This window comes from Paenibacillus sp. SC116, from assembly GCF_024733555.1.
Classification (GTDB): Bacteria; Bacillota; Bacilli; order Paenibacillales; family Paenibacillaceae; genus Paenibacillus_B.
The window spans coordinates 881,769-902,123 of record NZ_JANIOF010000001.1; the positions used below are offsets into that span (position 1 = coordinate 881,769).

Sequence of the window (20,355 nt, forward strand, 5' to 3'; positions counted from 1 at the left end):
CTTTTTTACGCAAAATAAAAAACAATTTTTATATGTTAACATAATATAAATTATGTATCAAAATCCCCTATTACTTTACTATACTATCATCCATTTCTTATATCTCTTTCAGTCGTCCATACCATTCTAAAGAAACCTCATATATTAATAGTGGGGGTGATTAGAATGGCAAAATTTCTTGATGGCCAAATATCACAAAATGCTAGCTACGCAGGTTCCATATCTATTCCTGCAACAACAGCACCTGCTTTGTTTGGAACACTGGGATTGAATCTAACAGGTGCAGGTCCAAATCCTCGAGTCATTTTTGAAGGTACTGTATCTTTGTTCAGCCTTCTTGGTGTTCTCACAACGGCAACCATTACAGTTGTTCGAATTAGTGGCGGTATTCCGGTAGTCGTTTATACGGCAAATCAGTCTATTCCAGCGATCGCTCTAACCACATTTAATTTCACGATATCCGGAATCGACTTTCCCGCCCTGTTCCTGCTGCACCTGGATTCGTCATATACCAGGCCTACATCAGTGTAGGTGGCTTGCTTTTAGCTAGCCGTGTTGGTCCTGAGAGCTTCAGCGCAATTGCAGTTTCTGATTAATAGCAAATTACATTATAGTGCATTGGCGGATTGGATAATCCGCCTTCTTCCTGCTTATACTATGTAAATAAAAAGAAGCCGTGATATGCACGGCTTCTTTTTTCCAAACGAAAATGTCGTCATGACTTGCTGCTTACAATTACTTCAACACGTATACTTGTACGTCTTGTACACCAAATTTACGAGCTTCCTTTTGGCTTAGCGGTAAAAAGATATCTACTTTATTCCCTTTGATTTTACCACCTGTATCTGTAGCTGTTGCTACTAGACCACCTTCTGGCAAATGTTTAAACTGGTAACCTGTAATAAATAGCTTCGTACCAAGTGGAATAACATCAGGGTCTACTGCTACAGTGCCCAGCTTAAGTGGATTGCCTAATGCATCAATTGGGCCCCAACCATTTTCACTAGGATGGTCGGTATAGGATGTAGCTTTCATGTTATAAGTGCGTTTGAAAGTCATAGCTTTACCGTTAACACTCACAACGTTTTTCGGTGATTTGCTGACTTTTTCGTCTGTGCTTTTACGTTCTGCAGTAGCAACTTTTACAGGCTCTACTGGTTTACGGTTAGTCTCTTTGTCATCAGACTTATTCGCATCTTTCTTCTCGTCTAACTTAGGTGCAGATGCTTGTACAGGCTTGTCTGCATCTTTCAAACTTACTGCCATCATATCTGGAATACCTTGATCCATATTTCCCCATAGCTCGTACTCATTTATCATAGGGTTCGCGGCTTCTTCAGCAATCATGCTCGCTGGAACGCTCTGAGCCTGCTCTTCTAATTCGGTTGCGGTATTAGACTCCGCATACACAGGTAGTATTTGAATAATCAAGATAGCTACCAATAGTACACCTGCAATTTGTAACGTCATTTTTTTATTCATAAATATCCTCCTTGAAGCATGCGCCCATCACAATTTCCATGGACTAACATCAACGCGGTGATCATAACATAGATTTCTAGCATATGATCAGGTAGTTTTTGTAAAAATGCGCAAGTTCACGTGTGCCAACGACTTCAATCACTTGATCTATTGTTTGGAAAATGACATTTTTGACTTTTATTTTACATATATATCCTTTCTGGAAGCACCCTTTTTCTATTACCCATCTTCGAAAAAGTGAAACAAAATCAAGCACTTTGAATCGATTTATAACTATATGTCGCTCACATAAACCACCAAATAACTATTAAAAATAGGTTAATGAAACGTCATAATTACGCTCCACTAACCTATCATTTCGGATGTTTTTTTACCTATATTATCTTATTCTACAAATCTTTTACTGAATAACGTATAAATCCCGCATAATAGTACGCATATACCTGTACCTATCAACAAGCTTTCTACTTGAACGATATCAGCCAACGGCCCAAATAGCATCATTCCTAATGGCAGCGCACATGAACTAGCGATCTGTACGAAGCTGAATACGCGACCGTGCATAGAAGGATCAACTTGTTCCTGCAATAAGACTGTAATCGGTGTGTTAAAGCAAGGCATTGTTATACCGATTAATACATTAAACAACAAGTATACGGAAAACAATGGTGCGACTCCTAGCCCGATCATCATCAATCCATAAAGCGCACATGCAACTGCCGTTGTATGCATGCGATTCCGAAAACCTCCCCATGTTGCAATCAAAGCACCGCCTATGACTGCACCTGCACCAAATGTCATTTCGCTCGCCGTCAGTCTCCACATCTCAGCCCCAAATGAGCGACTTACCATTAGAGGTGTTAAAAATGCCGCAGGACTGGCCAGTATCATGATGACGATCAATAAAATAAGCAGTCGTTTAATAAACGCATGATGTTTCAAGTATGCGAACCCTTCTATTATTCCTTGCAGATTCGATTTATACTGGTTCTCCGTTTGCAAATACGCTGGTATTGATATCGTTAATAAAATGCTAATCCCGATGACAGCCGTTATCACATCGATTAACAATGTTGTCTCAATCGTTGCCACAGATAAAATGGCTCCACTTGCTGCTGGAGACAGAACCATCATTAACGACGAAATCGTGCTGTGAATTCCGTTTACTTTCATTAGATGTTCTTTTGGAACAATCTGAGGAATTAACGCATTGATAGCCGGTGTTTGTATACCCGTCCCTGCTGAACGAATCAACAATACGATAAACAGCAGCCACACACTTTTATAACCTGTAAAAAATAAAATAGCCAATATCAATGTTGCAGCAGCGATAATTCCATCAGATAGCATAATCATTTTTTTACGGTTATAGCGATCCACCCAGACGCCTGCGAATAAGGATATGATGATTTGCGGAAGAAATCCGCAAACTGTAGCAATGGTCATCATGACCCCGGATGAGGTCGTAAGCGTGATATACCAAATAATCGCGTACTGTACTAATGAAGAACCAAACAATGAAATCGTTTGTGCCGTTAAAAATAATGCGATTTGAGATCTCCAGTTGTCATTCGAGCTATGCATCGTATTGTTTACACCTCTTATTCGTTTTGTTTTCTTCTATATATAGTTTGAATAATTACGACTTACGAGTTTACTACTTGCCTTGTTCTATATTGAAAATACGATCTGCCCATTCTAAGTAGAAGCTTTCTTCGTGCGAAACAAGTATGATACTTCCCTTAAAGCGAATTAAAGCCGATTGCAACGCTTTTTTCGCTTCTGCATCCAAATGATTCGTCGGCTCATCCAAAATCAAAAAATTACATGGTGACAGCATAAGCCGGCACAATTTCACTTTGGACTGCTCACCACCACTCAACGTACGAATCTCTTGCGAAACATGTGCATCTTTCATCCCAACCTGTGCTAAATATTTACGAATTTCTTTCCTATTTAATTTAGGAAACTGCTCTGAAATAATTTGAATAGGTGTTATTGCCCCATCTTCCCACTTCAAATCTTGTTCATAATATCCAAGCTTAATCGGTTCGGAAATCCGAAAGTGGCCAGTGATAGCAGGAATTTCTGCTACCACTGTTTTTAGCAAAGTTGATTTTCCAATACCGTTGAACCCTGTGATAACTAGCTTTTGCCCGCCCAATACAGAGAAATTGATCTTTGGCAGTAAGGACGAATCATAACCTACTTCAAGATTGCTAGCCGTGAGAACCTTCTGTGATGGGACAGGCAGTTCACGAAATTGAATGATAGGTTTATGCGAAAACACAGGGGCAGCCATTCGCTCCATCCTTTCAAGCTGCTTCCTGCGTCCTTGTGCAATTCTAGAGTTGACACCAGCAATGTTTCTACGGATATACTCCTCTGTCTTTGCAATTTGCTGCTGCTGAGTATGGTAGCGACGAACATAATCCTGACGCAAATGCTCCTTTTGTCGTAGAAAGTCAGAATATTTCCCATAGTATTTTTTGATGGTACCGAACTCGATATCGCAAATACAGGTAGAGATTTTCTCCAAAAAGTCATAGTCATGGGAAACCACACAATACGCACCCTTAAATGAGGTTAAATAGCTTGCAAGCCATTCCACATGTTCTTTGTCTAAGAAATTCGTTGGCTCATCTAACAAAAGTACGTCAGGCCGTTCCAGCAGCAGCTTCGCTAAAATTACCTTCGCCCGCTGGCCTCCGCTTAATTGGGACAACACTCTATCTACTCCAATTGCATCAATGCCTAGCCCTGAAACGATTTTGCTAATATGATTATCTATTGCGTAAAAGTCACCTACTTCTAGCTGTTCTTGATAGCCTGCGGCTTGCAGCAATTGCTCTGCATTACCAGTCATAGCACTCTCTTGATACAAATCGTTCATCTTTTTTTCTATTTCAAACAAATGTGAAAATGCCGTTTTGAGATAAGAGGAAATCGTGTTCTTTCCATCCACTTCAGCATACTGATCCAGATGTCCAATTCGAATATTGGATTGCCACTTTATGCTCCCTTCATCCGGGATCACCTCTCCTAGCATTATTTTGATGAGCGTGCTTTTTCCAGCTCCATTCTGCCCAACAATACCTACATGCTCACCTTTGTATAAATCAAAAGAAGCATTCCCATATAACTGTTTATCTCCGAAATGATGCGATACATTTTCCACTTTCAGCAAACTCATGTTGACTCCTCTTTTCCTATATAAATAAAAAAAGCAGAGAGCTGCGCCATTAGACGCTAACTCTCTGCTTCGTGATCATGCTGCACCACATCCGATACAACCTTTCGATCCAATGAAGATGTAAACCCCATTGATATCGCCACAAACACAAAGAGCCATAGACAAAGCATTGTCCATGGCTCCTTAATCTAAGTAGACATCGGTAAATAGTCATAACTAAATAAGCATAGAAAACTACACTTTTTCAGCAAGACGATTCGACCGATGAATATAGGAAACATTACGCTCCCTGATTAAGCTCCGTACAACGCTTCATCGTATACGTTTGTGCGGAGCGAATCTTCATCACGAGTTTAACATGTTTAATATACAGCATTTCATGCACCTTCCTTATTCATTAAGGCGAATTTTAGCATATGTTTCTATTTGGGGTCAAGTTAGTATCAGCCCAGCATGCTGAATGGATAGGCAAACTATACGCACATGAAAAATATTGAAAAACTATTGCCAACATAGCCCAATATAGGTTAAGTTATAGTCAATTGCATAGGAACCGATCCGGGGGCTTGAGTGAGTCAGGCTGAGATTGTAGCCGTAATTGCTACTGACCGTATATCTGAACTGGATAATGCCAGCGTAGAGAATTGATATCGAGAACTTTGTCTATTCAACCGTCAATACATCTGCGTATTCAGGCGGTTTTTTTGTGCAAATTTATAGAAAAAGAGGGGTAAACATCATGCAGCAAACATCTAAAGGGTTAAAGTTCTCTGACGTACTCATTACGGTCGTTATTGCACTCGTATTCGGAATCCTCTTCAAAGTATGGGATCATGTCTACAGCGCCTCCAAGCTGCTCTTTCCTCAATCCGGTCAATTGACGTATGGATTATGGTTTATGGCAGGCCCATTCGCCTACTTGCTGCTTCGCAAGCCTGGTGTAGCATTCATCGCAAGTTCAGCCGCCGCTGTCATCTCGATGCTGCTCGGTTCCACATGGGCATTTGAAACCGTTGTTTATGGTGTCGTACAAGGTTTAGCAGCAGAACTCGTATTTTTACTTGTTCGTTATCGCAAACACAGTATTGCTGTAGCAGGTCTTGCAGGTATGATGTCTGCGGTCGGTTCATTCTGTGTTGACCTGTCGTTTGGTTATGCTGACTACGAAACTTGGGTACTCGTTTTGAAATACGGTTTGCGATTCTTCAGTGCCTTTGTATTCTGCGGAGTATTTGCTTACTTCCTCGTTCGCGCACTTGAAGCAACAGGCGTAACGAAGTCCATTCGTCCATTATCGCAATCTGATTATGCGGCACTTAATAAATAAACATGATTTCAACAAAGTATAGTTCCGTATTGATTGAGGTGTAATCCATGAACATATCACAACTTAGTCCAGACCTATCCATCACCAATTTAAGATTGAAATTTGCAGGAGAGTCGTCCTTTATATTTAAGGACCTCTCCTTCGCTGTTCCTCAAGGGCAGAAAATACTATTATTAGGGCCGAGCGGCTGCGGTAAATCTACGCTGCTGCAAGTATTGAGCGGGATTATACCCGCTTCTTTCGAAGTCCCAATGAAAGCTGACGCGATTCAAAATCCTTATAGCTGGGGATTCGTCTTCCAAGATCCAGACACTCAATTTTGCATGCCCATGGTAGACGAAGAATTAGCGTTCGTACTAGAAAATTTATCTGTACCTCGCGAGCAAATGAAGTCGCGTATGCACAGCGTACTAGAAATGGTTGGTCTGCACCTTGACGAGCTCCACATTCCTATTCAAAGCTTTTCGCAAGGGATGAAACAGCGCTTGGCACTTGCAACGGTACTCTTACTCAATCCTGAGGTATTATTTCTCGATGAACCTTCTGCCCTGCTCGATCCCGATGGCACCATTCAAATATGGAAGGCAATCAAAAACATCGCCAACGAGAAAACCGTAATTATCGTTGAACATAAAATAGAGCATGTCATTTCCTATGTGGATCGAGTTGTCCTATTTAACGACCAAGGTGAAATCATTGTGGATGATACACGGGATATCGTGTTCTCAAATTATAAAGAAAAGTTAGTGCAATACGGCATTTGGTATCCTGGCGTGTGGCAAGACTATTCGCAATCCGATACCTATCAGTCGATTATGCAAGAGAAACACGTACATAACCAATCACTCCCTATCTCCGCACCATCACGAGAACAGTCACCACTGTTATTACTGCAGCAATTTGCAGGCTATCGTGAAAATCAGCGCAGGATCTATATTGGTGAAGCTACTTTACATGCAGGTGAATGGATCGCGATTACCGGAGAAAATGGGGCTGGTAAAAGTACATTTCTTCTTTCTCTTATGCAGCTTCTGACGACTGACGGGACATATCTGATTGAAGGACAACCTATTGTACAATCAAAAAAACGACTTAATAAACTTACGCCACCAAATCAATTAGCGTTTGTATTCCAAAATCCTGAAATGCAGTTCGTAACCGATTCCGTGTATGACGAAATAGCATTTTCTCTTCAATTAGAGAATCGCCCTCAAGCGGATATCGATCAGATTGTTACAGAACTGCTGTCATCCTTTCATTTGCATGTTAGCGAAGACCGACATCCATATCAACTATCAATGGGCCAGAAGCGTCGACTTAGCGTAGCGTCTGCTATCGTTCAGAACCAGCCAATTGTACTGCTGGATGAACCTACATTCGGATTAGATGCAAAAAGCACATTTGTTATGCTGGAAAGACTTGAACAACTTCGGGTTAACGGAGTATCTATATTGATGATTACTCATGATCCGCATATCATTCATTATTTTTGCGACCAAGTATGGGGCATTCACGAAGGAGAACTATCGAGTATATCAAAAGTAAATAAAGCGAATACAGCATCCACATCTATGCATGATGATAATTTTGATGCAGATATGACCGAAAGTCACGTTATTCACAGCGAAGCTGCAGCAGAGAGGAGTAAATAGATGCAACTGTTCACTCCTCAAAAAGAAACGTGGTTCTATCACGTCAATCCAGCATTCAAATTTTTGATTATATTTGCGGCTCTCCTGATCACATTGTTCAATCGAGATTTTGCGTTTGCCCTTCACTTGTTGGTCATCTATATCTTGTTGCTAGTGCTATGTAGCGGTTACTCTTGGCAAAAATTATTGCTGTTGTTAGCTCCTTTTATTCTTATTTTTATTTCAACCGCATCAACGATGATATTGTTTGGCAAGGGCGAAGTGATATGGTGGTCATGGGGCATTATCAAAATTTCAGAGGAGAGCTTCTTCCGTGGACTTCTGCTATCGATGAAAACGGTCAGCTTTGGCATTATGGGCTTATTGTTTGTTTTAACTACAAAGCCATTGCTGTTTTTCTACGCCCTCATGCAGCAGTTTCATTTGCCACCTAAGTATGGCTATAGCTTTATAGCTGCTATTCGTTTGCTACCAACGGTATGGGAAGAATTCCATACTCGTACCAATGCCTTAAAAATACGCGGTGTTCGTTACAAAACAGGCATTAAAGGCATGTATGAACGTATACGTTTATATGCCGTACCACTGCTTGCTCAAAGCATTCGCCGTGCTCAGCGTATTGCTGTTGCCATGGAAGCAAAGCAGTTTCACATCGGTTCGTCACGCACCTATTATTACGTAACATCCTATTCTCGTTTAGATGCTGTGTGGTTGCTTATTATGGTCGGACTATTGTTTTTCGCGTATGTAAGCGCACAATACATCCCTTTATTTGAATGGGAAGCACCGATACAGCAGTAATTTTACAATAAAATAACTTAATTATATCGCTCATACTTATTTAATTTTCGGATGAAACAATATTTACTCGAATTACGAAAAAGCCGTCCCTAGCATCATGACCTTCCCTATTAAGGGAAAGTTCACACGCTAGACGGACGGCCTATTTTTGTGCAAATGATCGTTCACATTTATCATACACACTTCAACTTAATTGATTACTTTCCTCAAAAATTCTTGCGTACGTGGATGTTTAGGAGCATTGAACACTTCTTCTGGTGTCCCTTCTTCTACAATGTTACCTCCATCCATAAATAAGATGCGATCTCCCACTTCTTTAGCGAAGCCCATTTCATGGGTAACGATGATCATGGTCATCCCTTCCTTAGCCAATGACTTCATGACTTCCAGCACTTCACCAACCATCTCAGGATCAAGCGCTGAAGTTGGTTCATCAAACAGCATCACATGCGGCTTCATTGCTAAGGCACGTGCGATTGCAATCCGCTGCTTCTGTCCACCTGATAGTTTGTTAGGATGCACATGGGCTTTGTCTGACAATCCTACTTTTTGAAGCAAATCCATTGCAATTTGCTCCGCTTCATTTTTTGATTGCCCTTTTACCTTGATCGGTGCAAGCGTGATATTATCTAGCACGGTCATATGAGGGAAAAGGTTAAACGATTGAAACACCATCCCCATCTTTTCGCGTGTTTTATTCACGTCATGAGCTTTCTCATTAATACATTGACCTTCGAAATAAATCTTACCTTCGCTTGGTTCTTCGATCAAATTCATACAGCGAAGCAGCGTACTTTTACCCGAACCGCTCGGTCCGATCACGACCACAACTTCACCTTGCTTGACTTCAGCATTTACCCCTTGCAAAATATGCAGTTTTCCGAAGCGCTTATGCAGCTGTTCAATTTTTATCATTTGTGTTCAACTTCCTTTCCAACCTGCCAATCAACTTGGACATAGAGAATGTCATGATGAAGTATACGATTGCTGCCCCTACTAAGGAAGGGAACGGTTGATACGTTTTTGTCCGAATAAGATCCGCATTATACATTAAGTCTGCAAGACCGATAACCATGACGATGGATGTTTCTTTAATGATAACGATAAATTCATTGCCGATAGCTGGCAATACCGAACGTAATGCTTGTGGAATCACGATATAACGCATCGTTTGTTGCTTAGTCATTCCAAGTGAACGAGCCGCCTCAACCTGCCCTTTATCTACCCCTTGAATTCCAGCACGGAAGATTTCAGCCAAGTAAGCCGCACTATTCAAGCCTACAGCGATTACACCCGCCGTAAATTTATCAAATTGTATAGGTAGAGCGAAATAAATAATAAGCAATTGAACGAGCAGTGGCGTTCCCCGAAACACTTCAATATAAATAGTCGCAAGCCATCTTAGTGGCTTCGTCTCTGATAAACGCATAAATACAAGACCAAAACCTAGAATAACACCAAATAGAATCGAGCAAAGCGTAAGTAATAAGGTGACTCCAGCACCTTGTAAATACATATCTTTATATTCCCACAACGTTTCAAATACAGTCATGACCCTCAGACGCCCCTTTCCTTTTCAACATAACAAAGGACGGCCTATCAGCCGCCCTCTCTATACCATCATTCAACTCGTTTATTGGGATTCGGATAATGCGTTCGCTTCCGTAATAAACTGATCTAGCTTGCCTTCGTCTTTTAAGCGCTTGATCGTCTTGTTGATGGCATCTTTCAGCTTATCACTGCCTTTCGGAATCGCTACCGAGTAGCCGTCACCGATTGGTTTAAGGGCAATAGAACTAACTGTAACCTTGTTATTATTGCTTGCGTATGCTGCTGCAACAGGCTTTTCGACAAGCACAGCATCTACACGATTCGTTTCCAATGAGAGAACTAAGTCATTTACTTTTGGCAAACGGTCAGGCTGTGCATCAGGAATCTGCTTCAGCACCTCTTCAAACGTACTTCCGCTTTGTACGCCGACTTTCTTACCTTTCAAGTCTTCAATTGCTTTATATTTGCCAGCATCCTCAGCACGTACGAGCACACCAACTTCAGCTTGATAGATTATATCTGAGAATAACATCGCCTTCTCACGATCAGGAGAACGATCAATACCTGCAAGAGCCATATCGACATTACCCTTATTAATAGACTCTAGCACGACGTCAAATTTCATATCTTGAATTTCCAACTCTACGCCCAAATCCTTCGCAATCTCTTGCGCAACCATAATATCGTAACCAACAATTTGGTCTTTACCATCGATATCTTTATGGAACTCGAATGGCGGGTAATCCGCACTCGTTGCCATTACAATCTTCTTATTTTCTAGAACCGTGTCATATTTATCTTTTTTGGAGCCACAGCCTGCTAGCACCGTCATTACGAGCGTACACACCATTATTAGAAGCAATAGTTTTCTCTGTTTCATCTGTAATCCCCACTTTTGTCTGTAGTTGTATTGTCTATGTCTGTTATTATACATACTTATGCATACTTATACAACAACTTTTTTAAAATCTATTTTTATACTACATATGAATTAGATTCTCAATTTTCGTTATTTATAATACAATGGTTAATATATTAAGATTTGTATGGACAAAGGAGCTGCTTATGAACACAAAAGCACGTATTGCAGAAGCAATTGAACAGAACCAAGCAGAATTTATTGAAATATCAAGCTTTATCGCGGCTAATCCTGAGCTAGGTCATGAAGAATTTTTAGCATCCGAACGACTTATTCAATGTTTGCAAAACCATGGTTTTACAATTCAGTCACCTGTATTGGAGCTACCTACCGCTTTCCTTGGAACATATGATACAGGTAAGCCTGGACCTACTGTTGCATTTTTATGTGAATATGATGCATTACCACAATTAGGTCATGCATGCGGACACCACTTAATATGCATGATGAGTATCGGTGCAGCTGTCGGCCTCAAAGCTGTTATGGATGAGATTGGCGGTATCATTCGCGTATACGGCACACCTGCTGAAGAGACTGCCGGGGCGAAAGTGCCTATGACAAGAGCGGGATTATTTGATGATTGTGACATTGCTATGATGGTGCATCCATTCTACCAGTATGAGCAATCTGGTACTTCACTTGCTATGGATGCGATTAAAGTAGAGTACTTCGGCGAAGCGGCACACGCAGCAGCCTCTCCTTATAAGGGTATTAATGCATTGGATGCAGTTATTCAATTGTTCAACGGTGTAAATGCGATGCGTCAGCAAGTCCGCAGTGATGCGCGAATACATGGCATTATTACAAATGGTGGGCAAGCGCCTAACATCATCCCAGATTATGCAGCAGCTGAATTCTATGTCCGTTCTGCTGATCGTCCATATACAGATGAACTAAAAGGCCGCTTCCAGGCAATTGCTGAAGGAGCTGCGCTGCAGACAGGATGTACAGTCAAGGTCCATGAAGACCCTTGCGCATATGACGAACTTCGCACCAACGAAGTGCTGTCACAATTGTTCAACAACAACCTAATTCAATCAGGCATTCAACCGGACGAAATTAAAATCGGTAAAGACCATGGCTCGCTGGATCTCGGCAATGTATCCACACGAGTACCTACTATTCACCCTTATATACCTATTACACACGAGGCCTATGATTTGCATACGATCCCGTTCCGTGATGCAGCACAACAGCCTTATGCTTACGAACAAATGATTTTCGCTTCCAAAATGATGGCTTATACCGCATATGATGCTGTATCGGATGCTGAACAACTAGCACGGATTAAAGCAAGCTTTACAATGCAATAGTTAAATGAATAAAAGGAGCTTACGCCACAGCCGTTAGGGAATCGTGTGGATAAGCTCCTTTTACTATCTAATCGTTACATCGTTTGTTTTCTTAACCTATTCATCACTACTTCTAATCGCATCGTCCTGTTCCGATTGAAGCGTCATCTCAATCGGCAAGCTGATAGACACAATCGTGCATCCAGGCCTCGAGTGAAAATTCATGGTGCCCCCATGTCTCTGTACAATGCTATAGCAAATGGCAAGCCCCAGTCCGGTTCCCGTTTCCTTTGTCGTAATGAATGGTGTACCAGCTTGCTGCAATATAGACGGGTCAAAACCAGCACCTTCGTCTTCCACTTCCAAAATAACACGACTGCCATCATGCCTTGTACGAATACGGAGGATTTTATTCGCCTCCATCGCTTCAAGACCATTTCGGATAACATTGTGCAGAAGCTGCCTTATCTCCTTTTCGTCCAACATAATATAAGGAACTGACTTCAAATCAAGCTCGATATGCTGACAATTAACGGTCGCGGTAGCCTGAACAAGAGGATAAATATGCTCAATAATATCATTGATAGACTTTGGCTGAAACTCCACAATTTTATGTTGCGCTAAGGTCAAATATTCCGTAATGATTGTATTCGCTCTAATGATTTCATCCATCATCGTATCAAAATATACATGCTCATGCTCATGTTCCGGTTTGTTTCGTAACAATTGTAGAAATCCTCTCACTGTCGTTAATGGATTTCGTATTTCGTGACTAATTGCAGCTGCCATCTCTCCTACAATCTTAAGTGCGCTCATGCGCTTAATCTCTTGTTCGAGCGCAGCCTGCTGGCGCATCGTAACCAGCATGTCATTCATGTTCTGTGTCAATTCTCCCCATTCATTATCCCCACGAACACTGATCTTCCCGCTTAAATCCCCAGCAGCTATTCGCTGCGACGCTTCCACTAAAGATCGAAGTGGATGTGTGACGAAGCGCTTTATCCACCAATGAACAAATACATAAATACTAACTAGCACAGCGATCCAAATACAAAAAATAATAAAAAAGACCCTCATCAGTGTCTGGTCTACTACTTTGGTTGGAAGAAGAATAATCGCTTGCCATCCAGCCTCTTTAATAGGAGTCGAAATCATATATTTCTGTTCGCCCATATCGTCTATCGTGTTAATTAGAGAGGTTGTTTGCTTTTCATTGATTGTAAGGAGAAATTCATATTGAGACTGTGCTTGTGTGTCATCCCAAATAAATTCCGAGGCGTCCGTATCAAGCAACAATTGTCCTGTTTGGTTCAACAGGACTACCTTACTTTTTGGATGGATACTGAGATGACTGGAAAGATGGCTGAGGTCTTGGAATCGCAGATCAACACCCGCAACGCCAATGAGTTGATTATCGTGATCGTAAACAGGTGTGCTAATCGAAATAACGGGAATATGGGTAAAATGATCAAGGTAGGGTGACGTGATGTATGTACTGCCTTGTTTGACAGGACCATGATAATAGTCATATCGAGGGTCGTCGCGTAGCTTAGCTGATGACTCATCTATGAATTCTGGGATAGTTATACCTTGCAGTTTACCGTCTGAGTTGTAACCATACCAAGACGTATACTTTCCTTGCTTATCGTAATTGGATTGATAGGAATACCAGTAACCTGCTACATATGGGTTCGTTTGATTAGCAAACTTTTCAATTGTCTTATTGCGCTCTTCCTTCGAGTCTTGCCTTGCATAAGTATGTTGAATCATTCGGGCATACGTTTCTAGAAGCACTTTCTGCTGGCGAATGATCGCATCGACTTCAGAAGTTGCGATCATCGCTTTTTCCTTATAGTCTTGATGAACATAACTTTGGATTGTCGTACGTATCGCCTCTGAGGACAATATGAAGATGAAAGTAATCGCTATTGTAACCGTCAGAACGAGCCGCACGACCATTTGATCATGTATCGTCCGTCGTCTCATAACTATCCCCCGACATACTATTATTCACTCTCTCACAGATGAAATTCTAGATGCGACAAACTTGCTAACTTCCTCTAAATCAAATGGCTTCGTGAAGTAAGCGATAGCTCCAGCTTCCTTCGCTTTGCGTACGAGTTCTTTTTCCCGGTAGGCCGAAATGATGATAACCTCCGTCTTAGGTCGCAGAGCACGCAGTTGATGCAACCAGTCTATTACATTCATATCAGGTATACGGACATCCATAACAACAATAGAACAGCGGTAAAGCTTAATGATATCCATTGCGCGACATCCAGTACTCGCTTCATACACTTCAACACTTTCCGATTGAAGCGCTTCCCTTAATAGCAATCTAATTGCAGGCTGATCGTCAATAATCAATATGGAGGCTGGCTTATCCGGCATAGGCTCTTCCTCCGATTCCATAAGCATGGACGGCACTGCTTGTTCTCGCAACAATTCGAGCTCCTGGCACTGAAGTCGCTTACGATACCCTTTACATATTGCATATACAAGGAAAGGAATAGTCGCCATAGTTGTAGCGAACCATAAAGTCTGCATTGCTTGTTTCTCCTTCCCGATTATGTGGGTCAACATACTTATCTTTCGCCTTCATCTTCGACAATGATCGACGACTCCTTATGGGCTTCCAACATAAACCGACACCTCTTTATTATAGTATGAAAGTTCAATTTCGCCTATTATTATTTAGGATCGAATAAAGCCGCCGGCAATCGCCAGCGGCTTTATTTCAGGTCATTTATTAGTGATGGAGCTCATATTTTCATCTAATCTTCTTCATCCGCAACTCGTGCAGGTGGTACGTAATCCACAGGTAATTCTACGATAACTGTCGTCCCTTTACCCTGTTCACTGATGATACTCATTTCACCACCATGTACCTTTACAATCTCATCTGTAATCGCAAGACCTAGCCCTGTCCCACCATGCTCTGGATTAACTTGGTAAAATTTATCCATAACTTTGGTAAGATGTTCCTTACTTATCCCGATACCAGAGTCAATTATCCTTACTTCATAATGCGTATGCGTTCGTCTTAATCGGACTTCAATCCTAGATTTATCAGGCGAAAACTTAATCGCATTATCCACTAGATTCAGGAACACCTGCTTAAGGCGGTTGGCATCTCCATTTAATTGCTCATCAGATTCACTATTAGTCGCATCATCGTTTAAGGTCAAACTAATTTGTTTCTGCTCTGCTTTCATCCGAACCTGAAATAGCGTTTCTTGCAAAATATTGTAAAGAGACAACGGCTGCCAGTTCAGTTGCAGACGGTTCTGCTGCAGCTTCGAGAAATCAAGCAATTCCTCTACAAGACCTATTAATCGATCCGTTTCTTTGGAGATGATGTTGAGTCCTAGCTTCGTCTCTTCATCAACTTGATGCATATTACCTAATAACAAGGTCTCACTCCAACCCTTTATACCTGTAAGCGGCGTTCTGAGTTCATGAGAAATGGAAGATATGAAATCATTTTTAAGCTGATTACTTTTAACGATCTCTTTCGCCATATAATTGAGTGTCCGAGCAAGATCACCCAACTCATACTTGTAACCTTCCTTAGCCCTGACTTGGAATTTTCCTTTAGCCATCTGTGCAGAGACAATAGTGATCTCATTAATCGGCTTCACAATGGAATCTGCCAAACCAACACTAATAAGGAAAATAATAAGTAGCACTGCTATAGAAATGAGAATCGACAGCATGATGATACTCATAATTTTACTGTTGGCCGCTTCTAATGAAGTTGCCATTCGCAGTACATAAGAAACGTTCCCATTCGCTATCAATGGTGCAGAGACTGACATGACCGTCTCTCCCGTTTCGGGTACTTTGCCAATCCAGCGCTCAATCTTAGCATTAGCATTATTGGCTGCTGCCAGAAAATCTGATGTTTGCACTTTCTCTAGAACAGGAAAGTTTGACGAAGTGATAAGCACTTTCCCTTCCTTGTCCAGAATTTGCACTTCTGCATTATCTATATTGAAATAGCTGTGCAACTCTGGCAGCCAACGTTCACTGTTGTCATCTGCTAAAATACTCGTATAGTTCTTATAGTACTTCATGCTATTCGTCGCATGACTCTCTAAATAGTTAGAGATGGTATCGTAATAATAACTACGCACAAACACGGAGAAAATGATTTGCAATATTAACATCGTTAAGAATACAACGATAAAATAGTGCAGTACGACCGATCGGCGTATACCTGGCTTTATGATAAAACGATTGCCTTCCATTTATATCCATGTCCCCAGACGGTTTCTATATATTTTGGTGAAGATGGCTCATCCTCAATCTTTTGACGCAAACGACGAATGTTGACGTCAACGATTTTTGGGTCGCCCATATAATCTTTGCCCCACACATGATCCAACAAAATGTCCCGGCTAAGCGTCACATCTTCTTTCTCCATAAAATACTGAATTAAGGAGAACTCCGTAGGCGTCAAATCAATAGCCACTTGATCCTTCGTAAAGCGCTTCGCAATGAGATCCAATGTGAAAGGCCCTGATTGATAAACCACTTTTTGCAACGACTGCTGGTAGGAATGAACACGACGTAGCAAAGACTGAATACGAGCTACGAGTTCAGTAGGACTGAATGGCTTGCTTACATGATCATCCGCACCAACAGATAACGCGTATACTTTATCTTGCTCCTGTACTTTAGCTGTTAAGAAAATAATGCCGATCCGCTCATTATGTTCACGCACACGACGACATACTTCAAAACCATCCATACCAGGTACCATTACGTCCAACAGAGCAACGTCAATTCTCGGGTCCGCCATCAATTTTTCAAGTGCTTCTGGTCCATTCGAAGCTTCAACTACTTCAAATCCATTTCGTTTTAGATTAATTACAATAAAACTGCGGATAGATTCTTCATCTTCAAGAATAAGTATTTTTGTCAATCGATCCAGCTCCTCTTCCCATGTCTTAACTGTACATCCTATTTATTTGTTTTTGCGTCTTTGTTCTCTTCCAATGGAAGCTTTGGCTTCAAGTCCAATACTTCTTTACTGTTGATACCGATGACTTGGTCGCCATATGCAGCAAGATACAACCACTTATCCTTATAACGTTCCCAAGATCTTACGCTAAAGAATCTTATTTCTGCCAATGTTTCGTTCGTAAACTGATCAATAAATATAATGTGCTCGTCTACTTGCGACTTAGTATCGATCGTTACTCGTCCATACCACGATCTCGGAATGGTGAATTGGAAGCGCTCCTGGTGATCACGATATTGCTTCTCAACAAGTTGGAATCCATCATTACCGTCCCACTGAGAATAATTTGTGAAATAAGGAATTTCATATTTCTCGTATAATTCCCAGCCACTAGGTTCTTCAAGTGAAGCAATCTCAATGATATTATCAGCATTAATATCTACACTGCGAATCACATTAGCTTTGTAAGTTAAGTCTTCACTAAGAATATTTTTCAACTTACCATTTTCAGTGAGTGTGATAACCTGTGTTAGACCTGTATTCGACTCCGTTGAAGCGTCCAATACAAGACCTCGCTTATACTTCGAAATAAAGCCTGAAGTCACATAATTGAAATTATGTGCTTGGCTGTCTAGCTGCAGTTCTCCTCGCTTGACGAAAGTGTTCTCTTTATAGCCAAACATACTTAGCTCATAGGGTGAGTCTTTTCTTTTGTTAACGATAAAGAGTTCATCTTTCTTATCTCTATTGAGATCATCGATAACAAATTGGGAGTATGGCTGCTCGAACATCTTCGTTAGCTCTGAATCTATATAAGAATATACAACTAACCCTTTCGTTAGTTCAACATCACCTGGACCGTATCCGACGACAATGTCAGTGCGATTATCTTCATTAAAGTCGACTAACTCTACCCGATCCAAATTAGGCCCCGCACCAGGGAAACTAGTTAATTTTCTCCACACAGAGCCATCATATTTGAGAATCATACCATGTATGCCTTCCACACCTTCCGGTTTATAGAACGTAATTGCCTCACCGACTCCGTCCCCATCAATATCTCCGGTTTGAATGGCACTATTCACTTTTGAATTTATCGGACGTACGAGAACACCATTCTCTTTCTTGATTTCCTGATCAACAACAGAACTTAAATTTTCTTGTACTTCAGGAAGTTTAGGTACCCTTAGCAGTGATATAGGGTCAGCAACTACTTGACATCCAGATAACAGCAGCGTGAACGCAACGAGCAAAGTCGTGCTGCGACGGCGTGTACGCCTCTTATTCACTTTCATCCCTCGATTCTTTCAACCCTTACATAAGTTGTGCTCATTATTCCAATCTTCATGCCTTATCATGCTTATCCAGCTTTCCTTCTGGAGGAGGACTATGTTCCTTGCAACATTGATACAGCTGCATGCCCTCTGTAATGATATATAAATCATACCCTTTTTTAGGCAAATAGGGAATCAGTACAGACAATTGCTCCACAATGGCCTGAATCTATCATTCTCCATTATAAAAAAAAAGAGTCACCCTTAGGTGACAAACCCATTACAATTTGTCTAAAGATGCCGTAATCTTACATTTTGTGGATACATATAACAACCAACTCTGCTAATACACTCTTCAGCCTCTTGGACTAATAGTACAACCGATTAAGTGGGCTCTGTTCACCCGTTATCGGCTGCAACGAATAAATGGATATTGGAAAATACACAAATCCATATACATAAGCAGCTAATTGATATAAATCATAAAAGAGTACAAGCGATTTATCCGTTAAATAGAAAGGCTGATCTGGCGCAATTGCTGTAAAAGGTTCTAATGTCGGGATCTCTCTCTCCTGAATCTGCCTAGCGACATCTTTACTTAAAAACGCCACATAAGGCGCATCCGGACGAAATAATTCCGCCAACGTATAAAGATGGCCGCTTTTCACTTCAAAGGTCAAGCCACGCTGATACGTCATGCCATGCGCTGCACCTTTTTTGTAGCCATAAACTGTAAGTGTAAGACTAAGCAATTCACGCTCATTTAATTTTATTTCATACGAACCTTGTACCTCGGTAGTTTCATTTTCCTCATACCCAGTCAGACGAATCAACTCTAATACTTTGCGGTAGATTACTCGATTTATTTGTGCTGCAGCATGTCCATGCTTCTTATCGTCGACTTGCGGAAAAATAACATTCAAACGAGGTTTATGAATTTGGTACGAACGTATTTCAACTGGTAAAGGATATAAGGTCATCGCGATTCCCCTTAACATACTGATGATTGTGATCATTACGCTCATCCTATGACAAGGGGAGGTCAAACGTGACTTTAGCCTATTTAAAAACTACATGAATAAAACGATTGATGAAATAAAGTGCCTGAATCAAGTACATTATATGGATAGTCGCTGCTTTTCCGTCTGAAGTAATCTGCGTCCCTTCACATCAACTTCTATCCGACCATTTGCAAGCCCTATAACGCGCGTCGCATATTTTTCGGCAAGTTCTACCTGATGCAGGACAGCGACCACCGTCACTTGTTCTTTCATCGCCAATTCCCCAAGTGTGTTCATAACGGTTTCTGCTGATTTCGGATCTAGCCCGAGCACTGGCTCATCTACTAGCAACACCTGAGCACCGTGGACTAATGCGCGTGCAATAGCAACCCGTTGACGCTCTCCACCACTTAATTCGGATGTCAGCATATGAGCCTTGTCCAGCAGCCCTAGACGTTCCAACATGTCCATGGCTCCCATATAGTCATCGTTGCGTATCATTCCAGTAACCATACGCCACAAAGGTGTTTGTTGGGATCGGCCGATCAATACATTTTTCAGTGCTTTTCGATGTACATTCAACACTGGTGTTTGTTCCAGGTACGCACATTCACGTCGCACTCTTCGTTTTCCCGACCATCCTTGTGCAGTAATATTATGGTCATCCATGCGGTATGTACCGCTCGTCCAAGTTTGCTGCATCGCAAGACATTTTAATAGAGTAGATTTACCGCTACCACTCGATCCTACGATGCCAACAAATTCTCCCTTTTCTAGTTCTAAATCGATTTGTTGCAGAGCCGTCTCAGAAGGCGGATATACTTTGCTTAAATTCTCTATTTTTAGCATATGATATGCTCTCCTCTCCACTAACCGAACTTATGTATAGTCTAAAAA

18 protein-coding genes are annotated in these 20,355 nt (G+C 41.3%); 5 read left to right on the plus strand and 13 right to left on the minus strand.

The window, feature by feature from the left end; genetic code table 11:
• Positions 1 to 165 precede the first annotated feature (165 nt).
• On the plus strand, positions 166 to 531 hold the full coding sequence (locus tag NQ117_RS03540; RefSeq protein ID WP_258276624.1) for a hypothetical protein: 366 nt from the start codon (positions 166 to 168) through the stop codon (positions 529 to 531).
• Between the two features lie 204 nt (positions 532 to 735).
• Here the strand turns inward: NQ117_RS03540 and NQ117_RS03545 are convergent, their stop codons facing one another.
• The 3 genes from NQ117_RS03545 to NQ117_RS03555 all read right to left on the minus strand — a co-directional run bounded on the left by NQ117_RS03545 (position 736) and on the right by NQ117_RS03555 (position 4,675).
• Entirely contained in the window at positions 736 to 1,482 is a 747-nt protein-coding gene (locus tag NQ117_RS03545; RefSeq protein ID WP_258276625.1) for a 3D domain-containing protein, read from the minus strand.
• Between the two features lie 384 nt (positions 1,483 to 1,866).
• Positions 1,867 to 3,066 (minus strand): MFS transporter, encoded by a 1,200-nt coding sequence (locus NQ117_RS03550; protein WP_258276626.1) that lies wholly within the window; start codon positions 3,064 to 3,066, stop codon positions 1,867 to 1,869.
• Between the two features lie 73 nt (positions 3,067 to 3,139).
• Entirely contained in the window at positions 3,140 to 4,675 is a 1,536-nt protein-coding gene (locus NQ117_RS03555) for an ABC-F family ATP-binding cassette domain-containing protein (protein ID WP_258276627.1), read from the minus strand.
• Between the two features lie 739 nt (positions 4,676 to 5,414).
• Between NQ117_RS03555 and NQ117_RS03560 the strand changes: the two genes are divergently transcribed.
• Genes NQ117_RS03560 through NQ117_RS03570 form a run of 3 tightly spaced genes read left to right on the plus strand, consistent with a single transcriptional unit; the run spans position 5,415 to position 8,455 of the window.
• Positions 5,415 to 6,002, plus strand: a complete 588-nt coding sequence (locus NQ117_RS03560; RefSeq protein WP_258276628.1) for an ECF transporter S component — start codon at positions 5,415 to 5,417, stop codon at positions 6,000 to 6,002.
• Between the two features lie 47 nt (positions 6,003 to 6,049).
• Positions 6,050 to 7,654, plus strand: coding sequence for an ABC transporter ATP-binding protein (locus NQ117_RS03565; protein WP_258276629.1), 1,605 nt, complete (start codon positions 6,050 to 6,052; stop codon positions 7,652 to 7,654).
• Positions 7,655 to 8,455 carry an energy-coupling factor transporter transmembrane component T family protein gene (locus NQ117_RS03570; RefSeq protein WP_258276630.1) on the plus strand — a complete coding sequence of 267 codons (801 nt, stop codon included), beginning with the start codon at positions 7,655 to 7,657 and terminating at the stop codon, positions 8,453 to 8,455. It begins immediately after the preceding gene.
• A 189-nt stretch (positions 8,456 to 8,644) separates the two neighbouring features.
• Here the strand turns inward: NQ117_RS03570 and NQ117_RS03575 are convergent, their stop codons facing one another.
• The 3 genes from NQ117_RS03575 to NQ117_RS03585 all read right to left on the minus strand — a co-directional run bounded on the left by NQ117_RS03575 (position 8,645) and on the right by NQ117_RS03585 (position 10,886).
• Complete coding sequence (locus NQ117_RS03575; RefSeq protein ID WP_258276631.1) at positions 8,645 to 9,370, minus strand: amino acid ABC transporter ATP-binding protein; 726 nt, start codon at positions 9,368 to 9,370, stop codon at positions 8,645 to 8,647.
• Positions 9,357 to 10,007: an amino acid ABC transporter permease gene (locus NQ117_RS03580; protein WP_258276632.1), complete on the minus strand. Its 651-nt coding sequence runs from the start codon at positions 10,005 to 10,007 to the stop codon at positions 9,357 to 9,359. The genes NQ117_RS03575 and NQ117_RS03580 overlap by 14 nt, the downstream gene beginning before the upstream one ends.
• Before the next feature lie 81 nt (positions 10,008 to 10,088).
• Entirely contained in the window at positions 10,089 to 10,886 is a 798-nt protein-coding gene (locus tag NQ117_RS03585; RefSeq protein ID WP_258276633.1) for a transporter substrate-binding domain-containing protein, read from the minus strand.
• Positions 10,887 to 11,071: 185 nt separating this feature from the next.
• Between NQ117_RS03585 and NQ117_RS03590 the strand changes: the two genes are divergently transcribed.
• Positions 11,072 to 12,238, plus strand: a complete 1,167-nt coding sequence (locus tag NQ117_RS03590) for a M20 family metallopeptidase (protein WP_258276634.1) — start codon at positions 11,072 to 11,074, stop codon at positions 12,236 to 12,238.
• Between the two features lie 96 nt (positions 12,239 to 12,334).
• Here the strand turns inward: NQ117_RS03590 and NQ117_RS03595 are convergent, their stop codons facing one another.
• The 7 genes from NQ117_RS03595 to NQ117_RS03625 form a co-directional block, all read right to left on the minus strand.
• Entirely contained in the window at positions 12,335 to 14,203 is a 1,869-nt protein-coding gene (locus NQ117_RS03595; protein ID WP_258276635.1) for a sensor histidine kinase, read from the minus strand.
• A 24-nt stretch (positions 14,204 to 14,227) separates the two neighbouring features.
• Positions 14,228 to 14,764, minus strand: a complete 537-nt coding sequence (locus NQ117_RS03600) for a response regulator (RefSeq protein ID WP_258276636.1) — start codon at positions 14,762 to 14,764, stop codon at positions 14,228 to 14,230.
• Positions 14,765 to 14,991: 227 nt separating this feature from the next.
• The gene (locus NQ117_RS03605; RefSeq protein ID WP_258276637.1) at positions 14,992 to 16,467 is read right to left on the minus strand and encodes a sensor histidine kinase; all 1,476 of its coding nucleotides are present in this window, start codon (positions 16,465 to 16,467) and stop codon (positions 14,992 to 14,994) included.
• The gene (locus tag NQ117_RS03610) at positions 16,443 to 17,144 is read right to left on the minus strand and encodes a response regulator transcription factor (RefSeq protein WP_028593692.1); all 702 of its coding nucleotides are present in this window, start codon (positions 17,142 to 17,144) and stop codon (positions 16,443 to 16,445) included. Before NQ117_RS03610 ends, NQ117_RS03605 begins: the two co-directional genes overlap by 25 nt.
• Positions 17,145 to 17,182: 38 nt before the next feature.
• Complete coding sequence (locus tag NQ117_RS03615) at positions 17,183 to 18,472, minus strand: hypothetical protein (RefSeq protein WP_258276638.1); 1,290 nt, start codon at positions 18,470 to 18,472, stop codon at positions 17,183 to 17,185.
• A gap of 353 nt (positions 18,473 to 18,825) precedes the next feature.
• A complete protein-coding gene (locus NQ117_RS03620; RefSeq protein ID WP_258276639.1) occupies positions 18,826 to 19,473 on the minus strand; it encodes a DUF3298 and DUF4163 domain-containing protein in 648 nt (215 codons plus the stop codon).
• Positions 19,474 to 19,575: 102 nt separating this feature from the next.
• Positions 19,576 to 20,307: a phosphonate ABC transporter ATP-binding protein gene (locus NQ117_RS03625; RefSeq protein WP_258276640.1), complete on the minus strand. Its 732-nt coding sequence runs from the start codon at positions 20,305 to 20,307 to the stop codon at positions 19,576 to 19,578.
• Between the last annotated feature and the right edge of the window lie 48 nt (positions 20,308 to 20,355).